The following is a 21,000-nucleotide window of genomic DNA, read 5'->3' on the forward strand; positions in this document are numbered from 1 at the left end:
GCGGGACAGCCGGGACACTGTGCGAACGGTTGCGGCGCACACCGGCAGCATTATGCAGGAGAGTCAGAAGGGGGTTGTAAAACAGACGTAACTTTTGTTGCGGCCGTTGCAGCCGCAACCAGGCACGGGAGCCGGCGAACCAACTCCCGTGCCGGTTGCAAAACGCCGACGATCAGTTGCTCATCGCACCCGATGCTTCGTGCTTCATGCCCATGGCGTCGCCGCTCTTCTTCATCTTGTCGTGCTTGGCCATCTTGTCTTTCGACATGCTGTCCTTCGACATCGAATCTTTCGACATTGAGTCTTTCGACATCGCGTTCTTGGACATGCTGTCTTTCGACATCGCGTCATTGGACATCGCGCCGCTTGCCTGCGCGAACACGGTGCCGCTACCCAGCGTGAATGCGAGAGCGGTAACTGCAATTGCGAACGTCTTCATGGGATCACTCCAGTTTTTGTAGGTGAGTTGGTCAATCAGTGAATCAGTGAGGCAGTAAATCAAAACCGGCCATGCCGGGCGTTTTCGAAGCATCTGCCGCTCGTGACCGCCTGCAATTGCTTGCATCGAGGGCGGGCCCGCGCGTCAGGAGCCTCCGAACCAGTTGTATCCCTGGTCGACCCAATAGCCGCCGGGATAGGTGTTAGTGACGAAGATCTCCACGATGTGCTTCGGATTCTTGTAGCCGAGCTTGGTCGGCATCCGCAGCTTCATCGGGAAGCCGTATTTGGCGGGCAGACGCTCGCCGTCGTAGTCGAAAGCAAGCAGCGTCTGCGGATGCAGCGCGGTCGGCATATCGATGCTTTCGTAGTAGTCGTCGGCGCACTTGAAGCCGACGTACTTCGCGCTCGTATCAGCGCCGACGCGGCGCAGAAAATCGCCGAACGAGGTCCCGCCCCAACGGCCGATCGCGCTCCAGCCCTCCACGCAGATATGCCGCGTGATCTGCTCTTCATGCGGCAGCGCGTACAACTCGGGCAGTGTCCACGTGCGCTTGCCTGTGACGAGGCCGCTCAACTGCAACCGGTAGGCAGCGCCGTTCACGTCGGGCACGTCGTCGATGCCGTAGAACGCGTTGAACGGAAACGGTCGCGTGATCTGCGCTTCGGTGTAGGTCGGCGCGAGCTGCTTCGGGTCGAAGAGGAACGCCTGTGCCCGGTCGTTCAGACGCGACACGGCTGTGAGGAATTTATTCACCGAGTCGTCGTCGGTGAGTGAGCAGCCGGTCAGCATCGACAGACCGCCGAGCGTCAGCAACCGCTTGCCGAACAGGCGTCGCGACGGCATGGCGAGCTCACGGCGCGCATCGATCAGGATCGACTCACGATCGAGTTTCGCAGGGGTTTTGTTCGAGGAAGGCATGACGATGTCCTGAGAGATGGGCTCAGCGGCCGCGCAACATTGCGAGCAGCGAGCGCGGCACCAGGGCGACTAGCGCGAGATGCACGACGAGGAACCCGGCCATCAGCGACATCGCGCTGAAATGCACGATCCGCGCGGTGTCGTAGCCGCCCATCAGTTCGCGCAGCAGCGGAAACTGCACCGACTTCCAGATCGCGAGCCCCGACAGCACGAGCACGATCAGGTCGACGATCACGAACAGATAGGCAAGCTTCTGCACGGCGTTGTAGTGGCTCAGGTCGTCGTGCGAGAGCTTGCCGCGCAACGCGCTGACGAAATCGCGCAGCAGTGCGCGCGGCGACAGCGGCAAAAACTTGCGCACGAGGCGCCCGCTCGCCAGATTCAGCAGCAGATAGACGATGCCGTTGAACACCAGCAGCCACATTGCGGCGAAGTGCCACTGCAGCGCACCGCCGAGCCAGCCGCCGAGCGTGATGCCGTTCGGAAACGAGAAACTGGGGAAGATCGGCGACGCGTTGTAGATGCGCCAGCCCGACAGCATCATCGTGAGCGCGGCGAGTGCGTTAAGCCAGTGGGTGATGCGCACCCAGACCGGATGGATCGTGCGGGACTGCTGCACGGGCGGCACAGGCGCGGGCATCGATGCGAGACTGGCCGGCAGGCGTGTGGGGTTCATGATGTTTTCCGAAGGCGAAGCGAACAGGCGGTCTGGTTAGTGACACGCCGCGAGATCGGCGGCCTGCAGCACGTCGCCGGTAGCAGCGTTCTCGACGAACGCGACGACACCGAACCGGTCGGCCGGTGCGCCGGCATCGACCGCGTCGAGCGTGACGTCGTGGCGAATCTGCGCGTGGCCTGCAGCTAGCGGCACCGGACCGATCCATTGCCGCACGACCCGCTCGTGATGCAGCGTCGCGCCGCTGTTCTCGCCTGCGCGCACCTGTGACGTCAGCGCATTTTCATAGACCGCGACGTACGCGTTCAGCGGATCCGCGGTGGAAGCACGCGAGGTGAATTGCGCATCGATGTCGAAGGCGCCTGACGAACCGCCTGCGCGCGGCTTAAGCTCCACGGCGACGTCGGCGGATGCGGGTTGTGCCACGATCTGGCGGACCCGGTCCGCAAAGTTGTCGGCACTCGACCAGCTACGCAACTCGCGACCCGCAACGAATACTTCCGGCGTGTAGATCGTGTGCGCACCGGCGACATCGGTCAGCGTCTGCTGCCGCTCGGTGAAGCGATGCTGCGAGAAGCGGTCGGTCCAGCCGAGGCTGTTCCAGTAATCGACATGCAACGCGAGCGGCACGACACCTTGCGCAGCACCGCCCTGCTTCCATTGACTGAGCCAGTTGTCGGCGGGCGGGCAGCTGCTGCAGCCTTCGCTGCTATACAGCTCGACGAGCGCGACCCGATGCGCGGGACTATGCGCGAGGCACTGGCCGGCGGCAGCGTTCGCCACGCCGCTCGCGAGAGCCGCCCCGCACGCCACCGCGAGCGCGCACCAGCGCGCAAAACGCCCCAGCGCAAAACCGGACCACCGACCGTTCGAAAAGAAGACCATGACACGCTCCATCGGGAAATCTGCGTGTTGGTCGGGCGGCGGCGGCTGTTATGACAGCGAAAACGCAAATTTTTTGCACAGGGCGGCAAGCGGCGTCGGCACGGTGAGTCCAGCGAGCGCGCCTCGCCGCAGCCAGCCTTGGCCGTGAGCGGATCCGCCGCCGGCGTCAGGAAATTGTCAGGAAGCGCACCGGCCCGAGGCGGCAGCAAGTTGCCAAGCCCGCCCCGCCCGGTGTATCGTGTGCGCTGCTAACGCGGGGGTCCTGCGTCGCGCATCGCCATCGGGCGGTGAGCTGCGTGGGTGAGAAATACCCTTTGAACCTGATCTGGATAATGCCAGCGCAGGGAAGCGTCCGGGCTTCGCCGCTTACCACTGCTTCATCTCTCGCGAACCCCGACTCACTTCATCTCATCTCCTGCCTAGCCGCCCCACTAAGGAGATATGCATGAACGCCAACCCAAAATTCATTTCCGCCGACGCTCACGTCGACGAAGCCGCTGTCGCCCCGCTGCCCAATTCGCGCAAGGTCTACGTGACCGGTTCGCGTCCGGACATCCGCGTGCCGATGCGCGAAATCTCGCAGGCCGATACGCCTGACAGCTTCGGCGGCGAAAAGAATCCGCCGGTCTATGTCTACGATACGTCGGGCCCCTACTCCGATCCGGATGCCAAGATCGACATTCGCGCGGGCCTGCCGGCACTGCGTCAGGCGTGGATCGAAGAGCGCGGCGACACCGAAGCGCTGACAGGTCTGTCGAGTGACTTCAGCCGCGAACGCGCCGCCGATACCGCCACCGCCGATCTGCGCTTCCAGGGCCTGCACCGCACGCCGCGCCGCGCGATCGCCGGCAAGAACGTGTCGCAGATGCACTATGCGAGAAAGGGCATCGTCACGCCGGAAATGGAATACATCGCGATCCGCGAAAACCAGCGCCGCGCCGAGTATCTCGAGAGCCTCAAGACGAGCGGCCCGAACGGCGAAAAGCTCGCGGCGATGATGGGCCGCCAGCATCCAGGCCAGGCGTTCGGCGCGAGCGCATTCGGTCCGAATGGCCTCACGGCGATCACTGCAGAATTCGTGCGCGAAGAAGTCGCCCGTGGCCGCGCGATCATTCCGAACAACATCAATCACCCGGAAAGCGAACCGATGATCATCGGTCGCAACTTCCTCGTGAAGGTCAACGCGAACATCGGCAACTCGGCGGTGACGTCGTCGATCGGTGAGGAAGTCGACAAGATGACCTGGGCGATCCGCTGGGGCGGCGACACGGTGATGGATCTGTCCACCGGCAAGCACATTCACGAAACGCGCGAGTGGATCATCCGCAACAGCCCGGTGCCGATCGGCACGGTGCCGATCTATCAGGCGCTCGAAAAGGTGAACGGTAAAGCCGAAGACCTGACCTGGGAAATCTTCCGCGACACGCTGATCGAGCAGGCCGAACAAGGCGTCGACTACTTCACGATTCACGCGGGCGTGCGTCTGCAGTACGTGCCGCTCACGGCGAAGCGGATGACCGGCATCGTGTCGCGCGGCGGCTCGATCATGGCGAAGTGGTGCCTCGCGCATCACAAGGAAAGCTTCCTGTACGAGCACTTCGAAGACATCTGCGAAATCATGAAGGCGTACGACGTCGCCTTCTCGCTCGGCGACGGTCTGCGTCCCGGCTCGATCTACGATGCCAACGACGAAGCGCAGCTCGGCGAACTGAAAACACTCGGCGAACTCACGCAGATCGCGTGGAAGCACGACGTGCAGACGATGATCGAAGGTCCGGGCCATGTGCCGATGCAGCTCATCAAGGAGAACATGGACCTGCAGCTCGAATGGTGCGATGAAGCGCCGTTCTACACGCTCGGACCGCTCACCACCGATATCGCGCCAGGCTACGACCACATCACGTCGGGCATCGGTGCAGCGATGATCGGCTGGTTCGGCACAGCGATGCTGTGCTACGTCACGCCGAAGGAACACCTCGGGCTGCCGAACAAGGACGACGTGAAGACCGGCATCATCACGTACAAGCTCGCCGCGCATGCAGCCGATCTGGCGAAGGGTCATCCGGGTGCGCAGGTGCGCGACAACGCGCTGTCGAAAGCGCGCTTCGAGTTCCGCTGGGAAGATCAGTTCAACCTCGGTCTCGATCCGGACAAGGCGCGCGAATTCCACGATGAAACGCTGCCGAAAGACTCCGCGAAGGTCGCGCATTTCTGCTCGATGTGCGGACCGCACTTCTGCTCGATGAAGATCACGCAGGACGTGCGCGAGTTCGCGGCGCAGCAAGGCGTCACCGACGACGAAGCGCTGAAGAAGGGGATGGAAGTGAAGGCCATCGAGTTCGTCCGCAAGGGTGCGGAGATTTATCAGCGGCAGTGAGTGACGGCAATGAGTCACATCAATAAGTGACAGCGAGCCGCGCGCGGAATTCAACCACGTGCAGCCGTTCTTCATCGTGAGCCATTCGTAAGAATCGGAGCATCGTCAGCGAATCGGGAAGAAACACCCGATCCTTTGCTGGCACAGGTTCCCGCCCGATACATCCGAAGCAATAGCGCGGCGCATTCCGGCAACGGATGCGCCGCGTTCGTTATTGCAATGGCTTGAAATATGCGGTTACCGCTTCGCAACCCCGTGTAGACGCCACGGGGGTAAGCTCGATGGATTACGTGGCGCCCCAGGTACTGCGCCGATTCAAGGAGTCCGTCATGAACCCTCGCACCTTGCCATCTTTCTCCACGGCAGCCCGGCTCGGCGGTGCGGCCTGTCTGCTGGTGCTGGCCGGATCGCTGGCCGGTTGTTACTACCCGTACGGCTACTATCCGGGCGGCTACTACTCCTACTATCCGACGGTCCCCGCTACGACCACGCAACAGGCCGTGCCTGTGCCACCGCCGCCAACGACATCAACGCAACAGTCGGCGCGAGTCGCGACGACGACGCCTCCACCCGCCCAGTACTACGCGCAGGCCCAACCGCCGGTCTACGTCGCGCCCGCTTATCCGCCCGCTTACCCGCCCGATTACTACCCGGCCTACTACCCCGCTTATTACCCGGCCTATCCGGCCGGTTATGGCTGGTGGGGCGCACCGTCTATCTCGCTGGGCATTGGCTGGGGTTGGGGTGGCCGCGGCTGGGGCGGGCGTGGCTGGGGGGGACGTGGTTGGGGAGGCGGTCGCGGCTGGCATCACTAAAGCGCTGCAAAACACAATGGGCAAGCTCAGGTTCGGCATGATGGCTTCGCTCGACGGCTACGTCAGCGACGTCGACGGCAAGTTCGACTGGGGTCAGGTCAGCGAGGAAGTACACCGCTTTGCCGAACACGAGCAGACCCACGAAGGTATTACGATCTACGGTCGCCGGATGTTCGAGACGATGGCCGTATGGGACGTACTTGCCGAAGACCAGACTGTCAGTGAGTTCATACGCGACTTCGGCGTCGCGTGGCAGAAGACCGACAAGATCGTAGTCTCCCGCTCGCTTACCGAGGTCACGACGACGCGCACGCGCCTTGTCCGCGAATTGAGCGCGGACGACATCTGCCAGCTCAAGGCGGAGTCGCCACAAGACATCGGCGTGGCCGGACCTACGCTCGCCGCAAGCTACCTCAAGCAGGGCTTGATCGACGAAGTGTCGGTGTATTGCATTCCTGTCGTCGTCGGTGGCGGAACACGGATGTTTCAGAACATCGACGCAACGATCCGGCTGGAGCGCATCGAGCAGCACGCATTCGGCAACGGCGTCACCTTCATGCGCTACGCGGTGCGAAGGTGAATACCGCTTGGCCCATCGCAGCATCGCAGCATCGCAGCAACCCGCACAACACTTTCCTCGCCACATTTCTTCCACTCTCTCCCCCGCGTAGTTTCCCGCCTTGACGCGGCCAGCAAGCGTTCTATGCTGGCGGTTGCCGCACGCACTACCTGCTTAATACGCGACCCCACGTCGTGCCCTCGCACGCCGCCGCCGCCATCCGTCCTGATCCGACCGACGCGCCGCGTGACCTAGACCACACGCAGAACAAAGCGTCGATTCGAACAACAACGAAGGAGACGTGATGTTCCACCAATTATTGACGCCCATCGGCAATGCACTACTGCCGTCCTTTCTCGTCGCTGTCCTGCCGATCGCCGTCGTGCTCGTCCTGCTCGGCTGGGCCCGAAGGCCTGCATGGCAGGCATCGCTTGCCGGGCTGGTCGTCGGGCTGATCGTCGCTATCTTCGGCTGGCAGTTTCCGGTCGGGCTCGCGCTGAATTCGGTTGTCGCGGGCGCGGTGTTCGCCTGCTGGCCCGTGATGTGGATCGTGTTCGCCGCGATCCTGCTGTACAACATCGCCCAACGTTCGGGCCGCTTCGCCGCATTCCGGATGTGGATGATCGACAACCTGCCGAACGACCGGCGCATCGTGCTCGTCGTGATCGGTTTCTCGTTCGGCGCGCTGCTCGAAGGCATTTCGGGCTTCGGCACGCCGATCGCGATCACCAGTTCGCTGCTGATCCTGCTCGGCTTTCCGACCCTCGAAGCGCTCACCTTCACGCTGATCTTCAACACCGCGCCGGTCGCATTCGGCGCGCTCGGCGTGCCGATCACGGTGCTCGGCGCGGTCACCCATCTGCCCACCGATGCGCTCGCCAAAATGGTCGGCCGGCAGTTGCCGTTCTTCGCGCTGCTGCTGCCGTTCTACGTGATCGGTGTGTATGCGGGTTTTCGCAACATGCTGCGCGTGTGGCCGGTGCTGCTCGTGTCGGGCGCGAGCTTCGCGCTGACGCAGTTCGTCACGTCGAACTTCGTCAACTACAGTCTGACCGACGTGCTGTCTTCGCTGGTGTCGCTGCTGGTAACGATCACCTTCCTGCGCATCTGGAAACCCGCAGTCGACCCGGCCTTCGCCATCAACGTCGATCGCGTGAACGAGGTGCGCGGCAAAGTAAGTGGTGCCCAGGGCTGGTACCCGTGGCTGATCGTCTCGGCGGTGGTGATCGTCTGGACCATTACGAAGATCTTCCTGATCGGCGATGTGAAGATTCCGTGGCCCGGTCTCGACAAGGCGGTCTTCATCACGCTCTATAACACGCCGTATGGCGCGGTCTGGGACTTCCAGCCGCTTGCAACCGGCACCGCAATCCTCGTCGCAGCGATCATCACGGCGGCGGTGTCGGGCGTCGGCGTACGTCAGTTCGGCGGCGCGATCGCCGACACGTGGGTGCAAACGCGCATCGCGATCCTGACCGTCGCGACGATCGTCGGGCTCGCGTATCTGATGAACTACTCGGGGCTCAACTACACGCTCGGTCTCGGCGCGGCATCGGTGGGCGCGCTGTTCCCGCTCGTGTCCGCGTTCCTCGGCTGGGTGGCGGTCTTTCTGTCCGGCAGCGACACGTCGGGCAACGCGCTGTTCGGCAACCTGCAGGTGGTCGCCGCGAACCAGTTGAACCTGAACCCGATACTGATGGCTGCGACGAATTCGTCCGGTGGCGTGATGGGCAAGATGATCTCGCCGCAGAACATCGCAACTGGCGTCGCCACCACCGAGCTGAAAGGCAAGGAAGGCGTCGTGTTCGCGAAGACCTTCAAGCACTCGATCCTGCTCACCGTGCTGCTCGGCATCCTCGTCTGGCTGCAACAGAACGTGCTGCAGGGGATGATTCCGCATTGATGCGCGCTGGCCCCGGTTCACGGTTCGCAGTTTGTGGTTCGAGCCGGGACGGCCGCAATTTTTCTCACATAGCCGTGAGAATTGATCGTTTTGCCCGCCTGTCCGCCGCGCTTACGATGACGCTCTTCGAACGCGCGGCGTCAGCGGCGTCACGTCTCCAGCCGGTCTCCGGTTTCTTGCCGTTTCATTACGGCCTGAAGCTTTCAGGGGATTTGCGCTGATACGATGTGTGCACGTCACGACTCAACCGTGCATGACGCCGGAATCCATGAAACCCGCCAATCTGATCCAGTTACTCGTACTCGCCGCCTTGTGGGGCGCCTCGTTTCTTTTCATCCGCGTCGGTGTGACCGACTTCGGCGTGGCGCCGCTGATGGCGCTGCGCGTCGGCATCGGCGCCGTGTTCCTGCTCGCCGTGATGATCATGCGGCGCCCGGTGCGCGAATCGCTGCACACGCTGCGCACGCGCGCATGGCCACTGCTCGTCGTCGGCGTCCTCAATTCGGCGGCGCCTTTCTGTCTGTTTGCGTATGCGGAGCTGACGCTGTCGGCGGGCGTGACGTCGGTGATCAATGCGACGGCGCCGCTGTGGGGTGCGCTCGTCGCCTATCTGTGGGTCAAGGACAAGCTCAGCATGCTGCGCGTGCTCGGGCTCGTCGTCGGTTTTGCCGGCGTGCTGATGCTCGTGTGGGACCAGATCGCGACGCCGCACGGCGCGGCCGCCACGCCCACGACTACCGCGCTCGCCGCCGCGGCCGGGCTCGGTGCCACGCTGCTGTATGGCATCGCTGCGAACTACACGAAGCGTTATCTGACGGGTATCGATCCGCTGACCATCGCCGCCGGCACGATGACCGGCGCAACCATCGTGTTGCTGCCGCTCGCGATTCTCTGGTGGCCGGCCACGCCGATCTCGCACACGGCATGGGGCGCGGTGCTGGCACTCGGCATTGCCTGTACCGGTATCGCCTACATGCTGTACTTCCACCTCATCGCGGTGACCGGTCCTGCCCGCGCGATCACCGTGACCTTCGTGGTGCCGATCTTCGGCATTCTGTGGGGCATGCTGTTCCTGCACGAGAGCGTGTCGATCGGGATGATCGAAGGTTGCGCGGTGATACTCGCCGGCACGGCGCTCGCGACGGGTGTGATCAAGCGGATTCCTGGCATCGGGCCGCCGCGTGCCGAAAGCGCGCGTCAGTGACACGCCTGGCCGTGTCAAGGCTGGCCGCTTCAAGGCCACCTGCCTTGCCCAGCTAACCCGACCCGTACTGCCACGCGCCCCGCTCACGTCGAGGCGCGCTGTTTTCTGCCGCCACAAAAAAAATAGCCCGCACTCCACAGGAGCGCGGGCGAAACCGTCGCCCTACGAGGATAGGCGACGGGGCCACAGAGACCCGCGTGCTGGGCACGCGAGTCATCGTCGGGCATCGCGCAGGCTCGTGTCGGCCGGCGCGGAAATTCTGCTGCACCACGGGAAGCGCCGAAAGCCTTGCTGCATAAGGCTCATATCCCGCGTTGGGGGAGTAAAAGCAGCTTACGTGCCAGCCGTCAATGTTACAGAAACAGGTGTGCAACCCATTGATTGTTATGGGTGTCGGTGGAACCGTAAGGAAAATTAGGGGCTGGCTGGACGGGCGTTACGGCGTAACGTCACGTTACGTCGCAGGTATATCTTCAGACGTGAAAAAACCCGCCGAGGCCTGACGCCGGGCGGGTTTTCGGGGTACTACGCGAGATAGCGCGAGGGTTTCAGCGCAGCTGGTCGACCACCAGCGACATGATCTGCTTCGCCTGCTTCGACGAATCGGTCTGGCCCGCCGCATCGACGACGGCCACGCGCGTCTGTTCCGGCGTCACCGCGCGGACATTGACGCGGTACTGCTTCGCGACCTTTTCCTTCTTGCCGTGGAACACCTGGCTCCAGAAGCCCTGCTCCGCTTCGCTCAGATCGGTCGGATCGACGTAACGGATGTAGTACAGGCCGTTTGCGCGGTCGCGGTCGTCGACGGTGAAGTTGCTGCGGTCGAGCGCGATGCCCACACGCACCCATGCGCGGTCGTACGGCTCTCCGAGCGTGAGTTCGGTGGACGTGAACTGCGCGCCGCTACCCGAGCTATCCGACGAATCCGAACGTGCAGGCGTCTGTGCAGCGAGTGCGACGTTCTGCGCCGCGGTCGCGGCCGCCGCCGATTTCGCGCCGGCTGTAGCCGCGCCCGGTGCATCCTGCGAGCCCGCCGGCGTCAGCGCAGCCGACGTATTGCCCGTTCCGGCACGCGAATCGTTCACTGCCAGCGTCGCCATCAGCCGCTTCAGATATTCGGTTTCGAGCCCCGGATCGTTCGGCTTCGGCTCCCACTTGCTGTTCTCGTTGTTCGTGCCGGTCAGCGCTTCGCGCATGCCTTTCTGGCTGATGAACACATAGGTGCCGCCGTTCGACGTCGGTTCGAGACGCGTGCGGTACTTGTTGCGCTCGGCGGTCACGTACGAATTGCCCATCGCCAGCGTCAGCGTGTTGCGGATCAGCCCGTCGTTCACCTTCGGATGGGTTTCGTTCCAGTCGGTTTCCATCACGCCCTTCGCGCGCTGGTCGACGACGAGCAGGAAGCCCTGCTCCTGCCAGAAGCGGCGGATCTGCGGCCATGCCTGATCGGGTGATTTGTTGTCGATGACGAGCCAGCTTTCGCTGCCGTCGCGCTGGATGTGCATGTTGCTGACGACCGGCACCACGACGTCGGTGGTGGCCGGAGCAGCCTGCTGGACCTGCTTGAGCGAAGAAAGCGATGCTTCGCCACCTTGCGGCGGCAGCGAACGCTGATCCGGCGTCTCGTCGATCAGGTTCGGCGGAATGGCCAGCGACACCTGCTTCGATTTCGAATCGCTTTTGTAGTCGATTTTGTTCGGCGACGACGTGCCGCAGCCGGCGACCAGCCCGCCTGCCATCAGCAATGCTGCAAACCGCTTGGTAAGACGAAGATCAGTCATGTTCGGGGAATCCTTCGCAACGCAACGCCACGGCAAGTTTCCGTGGATCAACCCAGCATTTTACCGATCCAGCGAGAGGATGCGCAAAAAGTAGAGTCAGGGGGTGAAAGTAAGGTGCCCGCACTTCAATCGGTGTCGTCGGACGGCGGGTTGGTTTTGACCATGTCGGGCGGCGCGAGCCAGCGGAACGAAGTAAGGCCGCTCCGGTTATACGTACATTGGACTGCGGCCGGCACTTTGCCTGGTTTCAGCCTGGCCTGCTTCACCGGTGCTGTCGGCGGGTGCAGACCGTCAAACGGGGAACTGAAGCCTTCGCCGGCGCGCCGCGTGGTAGCGGACACCGCGGACGCCGCCGAAGCAGCAGACGCGGCCGCAGCCTCGGAGGCGTCGGATGCCTCGGACGCGGCCGATGCTGCCGTCGCCACCGCTACCTCGGACGCAGCCTTCTGGATTTCCCCCTCGACGACCACTCGCGTGCCGTCGATACCGACACCCGTGTGCGAAACCTTGAGCTTGTCGGCCGATTCGGCGCCCAGCGCGATACGCATCGATTGTTCGCACGCATCCGCGTTGCGGTACACGGCCGTGCATGCAGCCGACAGCGTAGCTGCGGCGACAACGCTGGCGAGTAGGAGAATCCGGGTCTTCATCGAGCTTCCGTGGTTCAGTGCGACGCCAATTGTAACGTAGCGCCCGCCTGCGACGAGATGCGACCGCGGGCATGCATTCGGCGCGCGACTGGCGCGCACCCGCCGTGTACCTGCCAACGCCGCGCGACTGGCAGAATAGCGGCCAGCCGTCGGCCCGTGCCGGCACACGCTAGCGGGCCTCATCGGCACGCGATGCGCCTCGCTTGCGACTACAGGTATTCCATCCGCATGACCAGTCTCGTGATTCTCGCCGTTGCCGCTTACGCCGCCACCAACATCGACAACCTGTGCGTACTGCTCGCCTTTCTCGCCGATGCGCGCGACGGCAAGTATCGCGTGATCGTCGGGCAGTTTCTCGGCTCGGCGGCGCTTGTTGTCATCGCGCTGGCGGTAGCCGCACTGCTCACGAAGCTGCCGGAGCCCTATATCGGCCTGCTCGGTTTTCTGCCGGTCACGGTCGGCATCGTGAAGGGACGGACATGGCTGCGCTCGCGTTCCGGTGTGGAACAGGCGGAAGTAGCGAGCGCGTCGCGCGGGTCGTCGCAGTGGACCGTTGCCGGCGTCGCCATCTCCAACGGCTCGGACAATCTCGCGGTGTATGTGCCGCTCTACGCCGCGCATTCTGCCGCCGATGCGGTGACGATCACGCTGGTCTTCGCCGCGATGACAGCACTCTGGTGCGCGAGCGCCGTGTGGCTCGTGAATCATCCGTTGCTGGGGGCGCCGCTGCGGCGCTATGGCGCGGCGATCCTGCCTCTTGTACTGATCGTCATCGGGATCTCGGTGATCGTGCAGCACGAGGCGTGGCGAGTAGTGATCGGCTGATGCGCCGACACGCTGTGGGACCAACGTATCGATGCACTGCGGCGCACGCCTTGGCCTCTCTTCGACACGCCGCAGCCACGCGCATATCGATATACCGATTCGCGCATTTCGCTTTCCAGCGCTGCGCCGCATAATGGCCGTCACTTCACTCCCCACTCTCCGACCGCCATGCGTACGCCCCGCCTCACGCTTGCGGCGCACTGCGCCGCGTTATCCACGGCGCTACTGCTCGTCGCCTGCGCAACATCGTCCACGAATCCGCCTGCACCCGATGTCGCGCTCAATGCAGCGATCGCCGGATCGCAGCGCAGCGACGCCGCTAAAGCACGCGACGTTTATCGTCATCCGCAGCAGACGTTGCAGTTCTTCGCGATCGCACCGACACAACGCGTACTCGAAATCGCCCCGGGCGGCGGCTGGTACACCGAGATTCTTGCGCCCTATCTGCATGATCGCGGCACGTTATACGAAGCGCAGTACGTCAGCCCCGCCGCCGATGCCGCACAGGAAGAGCACACGACCGGCGCCGCGTTCGAACGCAAGCTCGCGAGCGCGCCGGCGCTGTATGGCAATGTGATCGTCGGAACGCTGCATGTGGGGCAGTTCAGCTTCCCTGTGAACGGCACGATCGATCGCGTCTTCACCTTCCGCAATATCCATAACTGGATCAAGGATGGTCAGATCGATGCGAATCTGCAGGCGTTCTATGCCGCCTTAAAACCGGGCGGCGAACTGGGTGTGGAGGAACATCGTGCGGCGCCGGGCACCACGCTGCAACAGATGATCGACAGCGGCTACGTGACCGAAGACTACGTGATCGCTCACGCGCGCGCGGCCGGCTTCACGTTGCTCGCACGCAGCGAGATCAACGCGAATCCGCAAGACACGAAGGATTACCCGCACGGTGTATGGTCGTTGCCGCCCACCTACCAGGGCGGCACCGCCGACCGCGCGCGTTATACGGCCATCGGCGAATCGGATCGCATGACGCTGACCTTCGTCAAGCCGCTGACGCAATAGCGGCGTCGAGACTCAGTCGGTCCAGCTTTCCGGCAACGCTTGCGTGAGCGTCGACACGAAGCTTGCGGTTTCGGCCTGACGCGGCCGTGTGAAGACATCGCGTGCACTGCCGGATTCGACGATTGAGCCGTTGCTCAGAAAGACGACATCGCGCGCAATCGATGCGGCGAGGCGCAGGTCGTGCGTCGCCATCAGCATCGTCATGCCCTCCTTCGCGAGCTGCTTGAGCACCTCGACGACTTCGGCGGCGAGACCCGGATCGAGTGCGGAAGTCGGCTCGTCGCACAGCAGCACATCAGGTGAAGGCGCGAGCGCCCGCGCAATCGCGACACGCTGCTGCTGGCCACCCGACAACGTGACCGGCCACGCATCGGCCTTGTGTGCAATGCCGACCTTGGCGAGCAGTTCCTGCGCCCGTTCGCGGGCACGCGCCTTGTCCCACTTCTGCACGGTCAGCAGCCCTTCCATCACGTTCTCGAGCACCGTGCGATGCGGAAACAGCTGGAAGTTCTGGAACACCATGCCGGTGCGACGACGGATCGCGAGCACCGCATCGCGCGAAGGCTTTTCGGTGCGGCTGAATGCGAGCCGCTCGCCGCCGAGTTCGAGCGTGCCCGCCTCGGGAATCTCGAGCAGGTTCACGCAGCGTAGCAGCGTGCTCTTGCCGCTGCCCGACGGGCCGATCAACGCGGTCACGTTGCCCGGTTCGAGCGCGAGATCCACGGTGTGCAGCACCTGGTGGTCGCCGAAATATTTGTCGATACCGGAGAGGCGGATCATCAGTTGCCCGACTGGAAAAGTGCATGCCGCCCGAACTTGCGTTCGAGCCGGACCTGCGCCGAGGACAGTACCGAACTGAACACCAGGTAGATCAACGCGGCTTCAACATAAAGAATGAGCGGCTCGTAGGTCACCGATGCGATGCGCTGCGCGGCCTGGAAAATCTCCGGCACGGTGAGCACCGCGGCGAGCGACGTGTCCTTGACGAGCGCGATAAACGAGTTCGACAGCGGCGGCAAGGCCACGCGCGCCGCCTGCGGCAGGATCGCGCGACGCAGTGCCTGGCCGCGCGTCATCCCCATCGAATACGCTGCTTCCCACTGCCCTTTCGGAATCGATTCGATCACCCCGCGAATCACTTCGGAGTTATACGCGCCGACGTTCAGTGAAAAACCGATGATCGCCGCCGTCAACGGATCGAGCACGATGCCGACGTTCGGCAAGCCATAGAAGATCACGAAGAGCTGCACGAGCAGCGGAGACCCGCGGATCAACCAGACATAGAAGCGCACGATCGCGACCGCCCACGACGGTCCGAACAGACGCACCAGCGCGACTGCGAACGCAAGCGCGAGCCCGATCGCGAACGAAACGAGCGTGAGGGGCACGGTGAACACCAGCCCCGCGTACAGCAGGGGCCACAGCGACTGCCCCATCAATTGCAGCCATGCCGGCATGATTCAGGCGCTCCGTGAGCGATTACTTGGAGACATCCTTGCCGAAATACTTTTCGGAGATTTTCAGGTACGTGCCGTCGGCCTTGATGTCGGCCAGTGCCTTGTCGATCGCCGCAAGCAGTTCGGGATTGCCCTTGCGGATCAGCACAGCCGATTTATCCGCGTCGCCGGAATCGTCGAGTGCGGCAATCTTCACCTTCGCATCGGGGCGGTGTTTCTTGAAGTCGAGGTACGACAGCGAGTCGTTCACCGTCGCATCGACGCGACCCGACGTGAGCAGATCGACCGATTCATTGAAGCCTTGCACACCGACCACCTCCGCACCGTTTGCCACGGCGATCTTGCCGAAGTTGCTGGTCAGCGTGTTGGCCGACTTCTTGCCCTTCAGGTCGGCGAAAGTTTTGATCGTCGTGTTGTCCGCCCGCACGATCAGCGCCGCGTGCGACGCGATGTACGGCGTGGAGAAATCGTACTTGACCTTGCGCGCGTCGGTGATCGCCACTTCGTTGATCACCGCGTCGTAGCGGCCCGCATCGAGGCCCGCAATCAGACCGTCCCACTTGCCTTCGACAAACTCCGCCTTGACGCCGAGACGCTGCGCGATCGCGCGGCCGATCTCCACATCGAAACCGGTCAGCTGATTCGACGCATCGTGAAAGGTGAACGGCGCATAGGTGCCTTCGGTGCCGATCTTGAACACGCCGGCCGCCTTGACCTGCGCCAGGCCGTCCGCCGCGAACGCCGCGGTCGCGGTGGCGACCTGCAGCAAACCAATCAACAGGATGGATCGAATCGACTTCATCAGAATGTGCTCCGTAGGGTGGTTTTGTCGAGACTGACAGCCTCCGCCGCCCGGACGCCGGTCCGGCAGAATGGGGCGGACTGTAGCAAACGGCCTTTATTTCCACAACGCATTTTGCGCTGGAAGAATATACCAAGGGGGAATAAGTTAGACCGATCGGATCGCCTTGGCAAGGCTCGACAATACGGAGTGTAGCGCGGGCTGCCGCGCTGGTTGACGCGGGGTTGGGTCGGGGTTGGGTCGGGGTTGGGTATGCGTCAATAGGTCTCGAGATGCAGCCGGCCTTCTTTCCTGAGCCGCTGCCACAACGCGTCCCAGTCAAGACCCTGCCCTTCCGCGATCTCTTTCAGCGCCTGAAGCACGCCGTCCTCCATGCCTTTCAACCCACAGACGTAGATGTGCGTGTTGTCGTCCTTCAGCAACTGCGCGACATCGGGGGCGCGTTCGCGCATCGCATCCTGCACATAGCGTTTGGGCTGCTTCGGCGTGCGCGAGAACGCGAGGTTCGTATCGATGAAGTCCTTCGGCAGGTTCGTGAGCGGCCCAAAGTACGGCAGTTCCTCTTTCGTGCGCGCGCCGAAAAACAGCATCAGCTTGCCGGTCGCGCCCTTCAGCCTGCGGCGCCGGCGATACTCGGTCATCGCGCGCATCGGTGCCGAGCCGGTGCCCGTGCAGATCATCAGTAGATGCGAGTTCGGATGGTTCGGCATCAGGAACGTGCCGCCGAACGGCCCGATCACGTTCACGACATCGCCCTTCTTCAGGTCGCACAGATAGTTCGAGCAAACGCCCGCGGTCGCGTTGCCGTCGTGATCCTGCACGACGCGCTTCACGGTCAGCGAAACGTTGTTGTAGCCGGGGCGTTCGCCGTCGCGCGGACTCGCAATCGAGTATTGCCGTGCGTGATGCGCGCGTCCGTCGGCACTCGCGCCCGGCGGCAGAATACCTATCGACTGACCTTCGAGCACCGGGAACGGCGTCGCACCGAAGTCGAGCACGATGTGATGGATTGCGCTGTCGGTGGCCGCATCGGTGAGGCGGTAGTTGCCGACCACCGTCGCGGTGGTCGGTGCCTTATGCGTATAGAGATTGACGTGCGGTTTTGCTGCGGACCACGGTGGTACGGTCGAACCACGCACAGTGTCGGTTTGCGGGCCTGGCTCAATGATGTCGCTTGCACCCGCGTTTTCAGTCGCCAAGGTTGCCACCGGCACTGCGCCCTGCGTCGGCAGCACGTCCCACGTCAGTTGCTCATCGACACCGTACGCATCGGCACGCAGCAGCGTGCGCCAGTTGTCGATCGCACCGGTCGGGCATGGCGGCACACATGCCATGCAGCCGTTACAGGTATCGGCCTTGACGACGTAGTTGTTCTCGTCATGCGTGATCGCATCGATCGGGCACGTCTCTTCGCATGTGTTGCAGCGAATGCAGATCTCCGGATCGATCAGATGCTGCTTCAGGATGTCGATCGATACTGGCGCGTTCATGGTTGTCTCCTGCCATGTGCTACGGTCTGTTCTTAATTGAACCGCACATATTCGAAGTCGACCGGCTGGCGGTTCACGCCCATCGCCGGTGGCGCGATCCAGTTCGCGAATTTGCCCGGTTCGCTCACGCAGCCCATCAGCGACGCGACATACGCGCGGTCTTCCGGCGTCGGCAGCCACTTCGCCTCGTTCGCAGCCCATTCGCTTTCATCGATCACGCGGCCATCCGGCGCAACCCGCACGCCGGCAAACGTGCCGATCTGCCGGTTGAACGCTTTATGCGGCACGGTGAGACGAAAGTCGAGACCGGCCTTTTCGAGCACCTTGTTCCAGCGCCCCACCCCTGCCACCGAATCCTTGATGTAGTCATCGCGCAGCACTTCGTTCATCGCATTGAGCATCGGTACTTCGCGCTCGACGAGCTTGCCGTCCTGCACGTCGAGCAACCGATAGTTCTGACCAACCAGTTGATGATCGTCGTCGCGTTTCGTTTCCTCGTAGCGCCCCTTCAGGCCCGAGCTATAGAACGTCGCCGCATTCGACGAATGATCGGCACCGAACAGATCGATCGTCACCGAGTAGTGGAAGTTCAGATAACGCTGGATGGTCGGCAGATCGATCACGCCGGCCGCACGGATGCGCGCGACGTCGTCGGTCTGCAGTTCGTTCATCACCTGCGCGGTGCGCTGCACGACGCGCGACACGCCCGATTCGCCGACGAACATGTGATGCGCTTCTTCAGTCAGCATGAACTTCGTCGTGCGCGCGAGCGGATCGAAGCCCGACTCCGCGAGTGCCGACAACTGGAACTTGCCGTCGCGATCGGTGAAGTACGTGAACATGTAGAACGCGAGCCAGTCCGGCGTCTTCTCGTTGAAGGCGCCGAGAATGCGTGGATTGTCGTCGTCGCCGGAGCGGCGGCCGAGCAGCGCTTCCGCTTCCTCGCGCCCGTCGCGGCCGAAGTAGCGATGCAGCAGATACACCATCGCCCACAGGTGCCGCCCTTCTTCGACATTCACCTGGAACAGGTTGCGCAGGTCGTACATCGACGGTGCGGTGAGCCCGAGATGGCGCTGCTGTTCGACCGATGCCGGCTCCGTGTCGCCCTGCGTAACGATGATGCGACGCAGGTTCGCACGATGCTCGCCCGGTACGTCCTGCCACGCGGCCTCGCCCTTGTGTTCGCCGAAGTGGATCGTGCGGTCCTGCTCGCCTGGTGCGAGAAAAATACCCCAGCGGTAATCGGGCATCTTCACGTGATCGAAATGCGCCCAGCCGCCCGCATCGACGCTGACCGCCGTACGCAGATAGACATCGTAGTTGTGCGAGCCGTCCGGGCCCATATCACCCCACCACGACAGGAAGTTCGGTTGCCATTGCTCGAGCGCACGCTGCAACGCGCGGTCGTCGGCGAGGTTCACGTTGTTCGGGATCTTGTCGCTGTAGTTGATCGTGGACATGTCGGTTCCTTGTGCGGAATGCGCGCGTCAAACTCGCGCGACGTCGAATTGCGCCTTGCTGCCCTTGCCGTACACCTTGAGCGCACCCTTCTCGCCCACTGCATTCGGCCGGTTGAAAATCCAGTTCTGCCACGCGGTGAGACGACCGAAGATGCGTGTCTCCATCGTCTCCGGCCCGTTGAAGCGCAGGTTCGCTTCGAGACCGGTCAATGCGTCGGGCGACATCGCCGCGCGCTCTTCGAGTGCGATGCGGATTTCGTCGGCCCAGTCGATGTCGTCGGGTGCTGCGGTCACGAGCCCGAGACGCTCGGCTTCGACCGGGCGGATCGAGCAGCCAATCTTCGTGCGGACCGCGTCGAGCGGCGCCGCTTCGTCATAGAAGCGTCGCGCGAGGCGTGACTGATGCGTGACCATCGGATACAGACCGAAGTTGACTTCCGACAGCGTGATGACCGGCTCTTCGTCTTCGTTGCTGGGCAGCGCGGCCATATAGGTGCGGTCCGCCGCGAACGCGAGTTCCGCGAACGTTCCGGCAAAACACGAACCCGGTTCGATCAGCGCAAACAGCGAGCGCGACGACACGTCGATGCGCGCGAGCGTGCGGCGCAGCAGGCCGATCGTCTCGCGCACGAACCAGTGCTGCTGGTGCTGCATCAACGATGCGTCGACGGCGAGCAGCGCACGCGCATCGCCTTCGGTGCGGAAGATCCATGTGCCGATGTCGAGCTCGTTGGTGCGCATCGACAGGATCGCGTCGTCGAGTTCGCGGGCGAAGCGCAGCGGCCACCACTGCGTGCCGGCTACAACGATCCCGTCGATGTCGTCGGGTTGCGGCGTTGTGGGAGCTTTCGCGGTAAAGGTAGCGGTACGTTTCGCACGATCAATCGCGACGTCGACAGTCGCGTAGCCGAGGCCGTCGCTGCGTTCGACGCGTTCGATGCGGGTCAGCGCAACACCTTGCGCCTCGGCCGGACGATCGCTGTGCGCAGCAAGTTCGAGCGCGCGCGCCTGGATAGCCTGCTCGAACTGGTTCGGCTTGACCACTTCGTCGACGAGCCGCCATTCCTTCGCACGCTCGCCACGAATCCCTTCGACAACGGTGCAGAAAATATCCGCGCGATCGTGCCGGACCTTGCGCTTATCAGTGAGCCGCGTGAGACCGCCGGTGCCCGGCAGCACACCAAGCAGCGGCACCTCCGGCAACGCAACCGACGACGAGCGGTCATCCACCAGCCAGATTTCATCGCATGCCATCGCGAGTTCGTAGCCACCGCCTGCGCACGCGCCATTCACAGCGGCAACGAACTTGAGCCCCGAATGACGCGACGAATCTTCGATGCCGTTGCGCGTTTCGTTGGTGAACTTGCAGAAGTTGACCTTCCACGCATGCGACGAGAGACCGAGCATGAAGATGTTCGCGCCCGAGCAGAACACGCGATCCTTGAGGCTCGTCAGCACCACGGTCCGCACTTCCGGATGCTCGAAGCGGATGCGCTGGATCGCATCGTGCAATTCGATGTCGACGCCGAGATCGTAGGAATTGAGCTTCAGCTTGTAGCCGTCGCGAATGCCGCCGTCTTCGGCGATGTCCATGCCGAGCGTCGCGACCTGACCTTCGAAGCTCAGTTTCCAGTGCCGGTACTGCGCAGGGGCGGTGCGATAGTCGACCGGCTGGGTCGCGAGAGGAGCGACGGTTTCGGCTATGGACATGGGGCGTCTCCAAATAAATGCACGCT

General features: G+C 63.1%; 19 protein-coding genes and 1 riboswitch. Of the genes, 7 read left to right on the forward strand and 12 right to left on the reverse strand.

Annotated elements, in window-relative coordinates; translation table 11 throughout:
- Nucleotides 1-172: 172 nt before the first annotated feature.
- The 4 genes from M0D65_RS31015 to M0D65_RS31030 all read right to left on the reverse strand — a co-directional run bounded on the left by M0D65_RS31015 (nt 173) and on the right by M0D65_RS31030 (nt 2,921).
- Complete coding sequence (locus tag M0D65_RS31015) at nt 173-439, reverse strand: pentapeptide MXKDX repeat protein (protein ID WP_266255896.1); 267 nt, start codon at nt 437-439, stop codon at nt 173-175.
- A 144-nt stretch (nt 440-583) separates the two neighbouring features.
- Nucleotides 584-1,360 (reverse strand): molybdopterin-dependent oxidoreductase, encoded by a 777-nt coding sequence (locus tag M0D65_RS31020; protein ID WP_266255897.1) that lies wholly within the window; start codon nt 1,358-1,360, stop codon nt 584-586.
- 22 nt (nt 1,361-1,382) lie between these two features.
- Entirely contained in the window at nt 1,383-2,000 is a 618-nt protein-coding gene (locus M0D65_RS31025) for a cytochrome b/b6 domain-containing protein (protein ID WP_091020502.1), read from the reverse strand.
- Between the two features lie 72 nt (nt 2,001-2,072).
- Nucleotides 2,073-2,921, reverse strand: a complete 849-nt coding sequence (locus M0D65_RS31030; RefSeq protein ID WP_266255898.1) for a thioredoxin family protein — start codon at nt 2,919-2,921, stop codon at nt 2,073-2,075.
- A 245-nt stretch (nt 2,922-3,166) separates the two neighbouring features.
- Nucleotides 3,167-3,286, forward strand: a riboswitch (TPP riboswitch).
- Between the two features lie 80 nt (nt 3,287-3,366).
- Between M0D65_RS31030 and thiC the strand changes: the two genes are divergently transcribed.
- The 5 genes from thiC (at nt 3,367) to M0D65_RS31055 (ending at nt 9,779) form a co-directional block, all read left to right on the forward strand.
- Nucleotides 3,367-5,298: a phosphomethylpyrimidine synthase ThiC gene (thiC, locus tag M0D65_RS31035; RefSeq protein ID WP_266255899.1), complete on the forward strand. Its 1,932-nt coding sequence runs from the start codon at nt 3,367-3,369 to the stop codon at nt 5,296-5,298.
- 329 nt (nt 5,299-5,627) lie between these two features.
- Nucleotides 5,628-6,113 carry a hypothetical protein gene (locus tag M0D65_RS31040; RefSeq protein ID WP_266255900.1) on the forward strand — a complete coding sequence of 162 codons (486 nt, stop codon included), beginning with the start codon at nt 5,628-5,630 and terminating at the stop codon, nt 6,111-6,113.
- Between the two features lie 16 nt (nt 6,114-6,129).
- Nucleotides 6,130-6,693: a dihydrofolate reductase family protein gene (locus M0D65_RS31045; protein ID WP_266255901.1), complete on the forward strand. Its 564-nt coding sequence runs from the start codon at nt 6,130-6,132 to the stop codon at nt 6,691-6,693.
- 283 nt (nt 6,694-6,976) lie between these two features.
- The gene (locus M0D65_RS31050) at nt 6,977-8,575 is read left to right on the forward strand and encodes an L-lactate permease (protein ID WP_091020424.1); all 1,599 of its coding nucleotides are present in this window, start codon (nt 6,977-6,979) and stop codon (nt 8,573-8,575) included.
- Nucleotides 8,576-8,843: 268 nt separating this feature from the next.
- Nucleotides 8,844-9,779 carry a DMT family transporter gene (locus M0D65_RS31055; RefSeq protein ID WP_091020506.1) on the forward strand — a complete coding sequence of 312 codons (936 nt, stop codon included), beginning with the start codon at nt 8,844-8,846 and terminating at the stop codon, nt 9,777-9,779.
- Between the two features lie 548 nt (nt 9,780-10,327).
- Here the strand turns inward: M0D65_RS31055 and bamC are convergent.
- Together bamC and M0D65_RS31065 are read right to left on the reverse strand one after the other, a co-directional pair.
- On the reverse strand, nt 10,328-11,560 hold the full coding sequence (bamC, locus tag M0D65_RS31060; protein ID WP_091020426.1) for an outer membrane protein assembly factor BamC: 1,233 nt from the start codon (nt 11,558-11,560) through the stop codon (nt 10,328-10,330).
- A gap of 125 nt (nt 11,561-11,685) precedes the next feature.
- Nucleotides 11,686-12,210 carry a hypothetical protein gene (locus tag M0D65_RS31065; protein WP_091020428.1) on the reverse strand — a complete coding sequence of 175 codons (525 nt, stop codon included), beginning with the start codon at nt 12,208-12,210 and terminating at the stop codon, nt 11,686-11,688.
- A gap of 228 nt (nt 12,211-12,438) precedes the next feature.
- Here M0D65_RS31065 and M0D65_RS31070 point away from each other — a divergent pair, with 228 nt between their 5' ends.
- The gene (locus M0D65_RS31070; protein WP_266255902.1) at nt 12,439-13,035 is read left to right on the forward strand and encodes a cadmium resistance transporter; all 597 of its coding nucleotides are present in this window, start codon (nt 12,439-12,441) and stop codon (nt 13,033-13,035) included.
- 168 nt (nt 13,036-13,203) lie between these two features.
- Nucleotides 13,204-14,055, forward strand: coding sequence for a class I SAM-dependent methyltransferase (locus M0D65_RS31075; protein WP_091020432.1), 852 nt, complete (start codon nt 13,204-13,206; stop codon nt 14,053-14,055).
- Nucleotides 14,056-14,067: 12 nt separating this feature from the next.
- On the opposite strand, the gene M0D65_RS31080 is transcribed toward M0D65_RS31075, so the two are convergent.
- From M0D65_RS31080 to boxC, 6 genes are all read right to left on the reverse strand, one after another.
- A complete protein-coding gene (locus M0D65_RS31080) occupies nt 14,068-14,835 on the reverse strand; it encodes an amino acid ABC transporter ATP-binding protein (RefSeq protein ID WP_091020434.1) in 768 nt (255 codons plus the stop codon).
- Entirely contained in the window at nt 14,835-15,512 is a 678-nt protein-coding gene (locus M0D65_RS31085; RefSeq protein WP_091020436.1) for an amino acid ABC transporter permease, read from the reverse strand. The genes M0D65_RS31080 and M0D65_RS31085 overlap by 1 nt, the downstream gene beginning before the upstream one ends.
- A 22-nt stretch (nt 15,513-15,534) precedes the next feature.
- Nucleotides 15,535-16,314, reverse strand: a complete 780-nt coding sequence (locus M0D65_RS31090) for an amino acid ABC transporter substrate-binding protein (RefSeq protein WP_091020439.1) — start codon at nt 16,312-16,314, stop codon at nt 15,535-15,537.
- A gap of 257 nt (nt 16,315-16,571) precedes the next feature.
- Nucleotides 16,572-17,804 (reverse strand): benzoyl-CoA 2,3-epoxidase subunit BoxA, encoded by a 1,233-nt coding sequence (boxA, locus tag M0D65_RS31095; RefSeq protein ID WP_091020441.1) that lies wholly within the window; start codon nt 17,802-17,804, stop codon nt 16,572-16,574.
- A 32-nt stretch (nt 17,805-17,836) separates the two neighbouring features.
- Entirely contained in the window at nt 17,837-19,264 is a 1,428-nt protein-coding gene (gene boxB / locus M0D65_RS31100; protein ID WP_091020444.1) for a benzoyl-CoA 2,3-epoxidase subunit BoxB, read from the reverse strand.
- A 27-nt stretch (nt 19,265-19,291) separates the two neighbouring features.
- Nucleotides 19,292-20,974 (reverse strand): 2,3-epoxybenzoyl-CoA dihydrolase, encoded by a 1,683-nt coding sequence (gene boxC, locus M0D65_RS31105; protein WP_091020446.1) that lies wholly within the window; start codon nt 20,972-20,974, stop codon nt 19,292-19,294.
- Nucleotides 20,975-21,000 lie beyond the last annotated feature (26 nt).

The sequence above is a fragment of the Paraburkholderia sp. CHISQ3 genome (assembly GCF_030464945.1).
Classification (GTDB): Bacteria; Pseudomonadota; Gammaproteobacteria; order Burkholderiales; family Burkholderiaceae; genus Paraburkholderia; species Paraburkholderia megapolitana.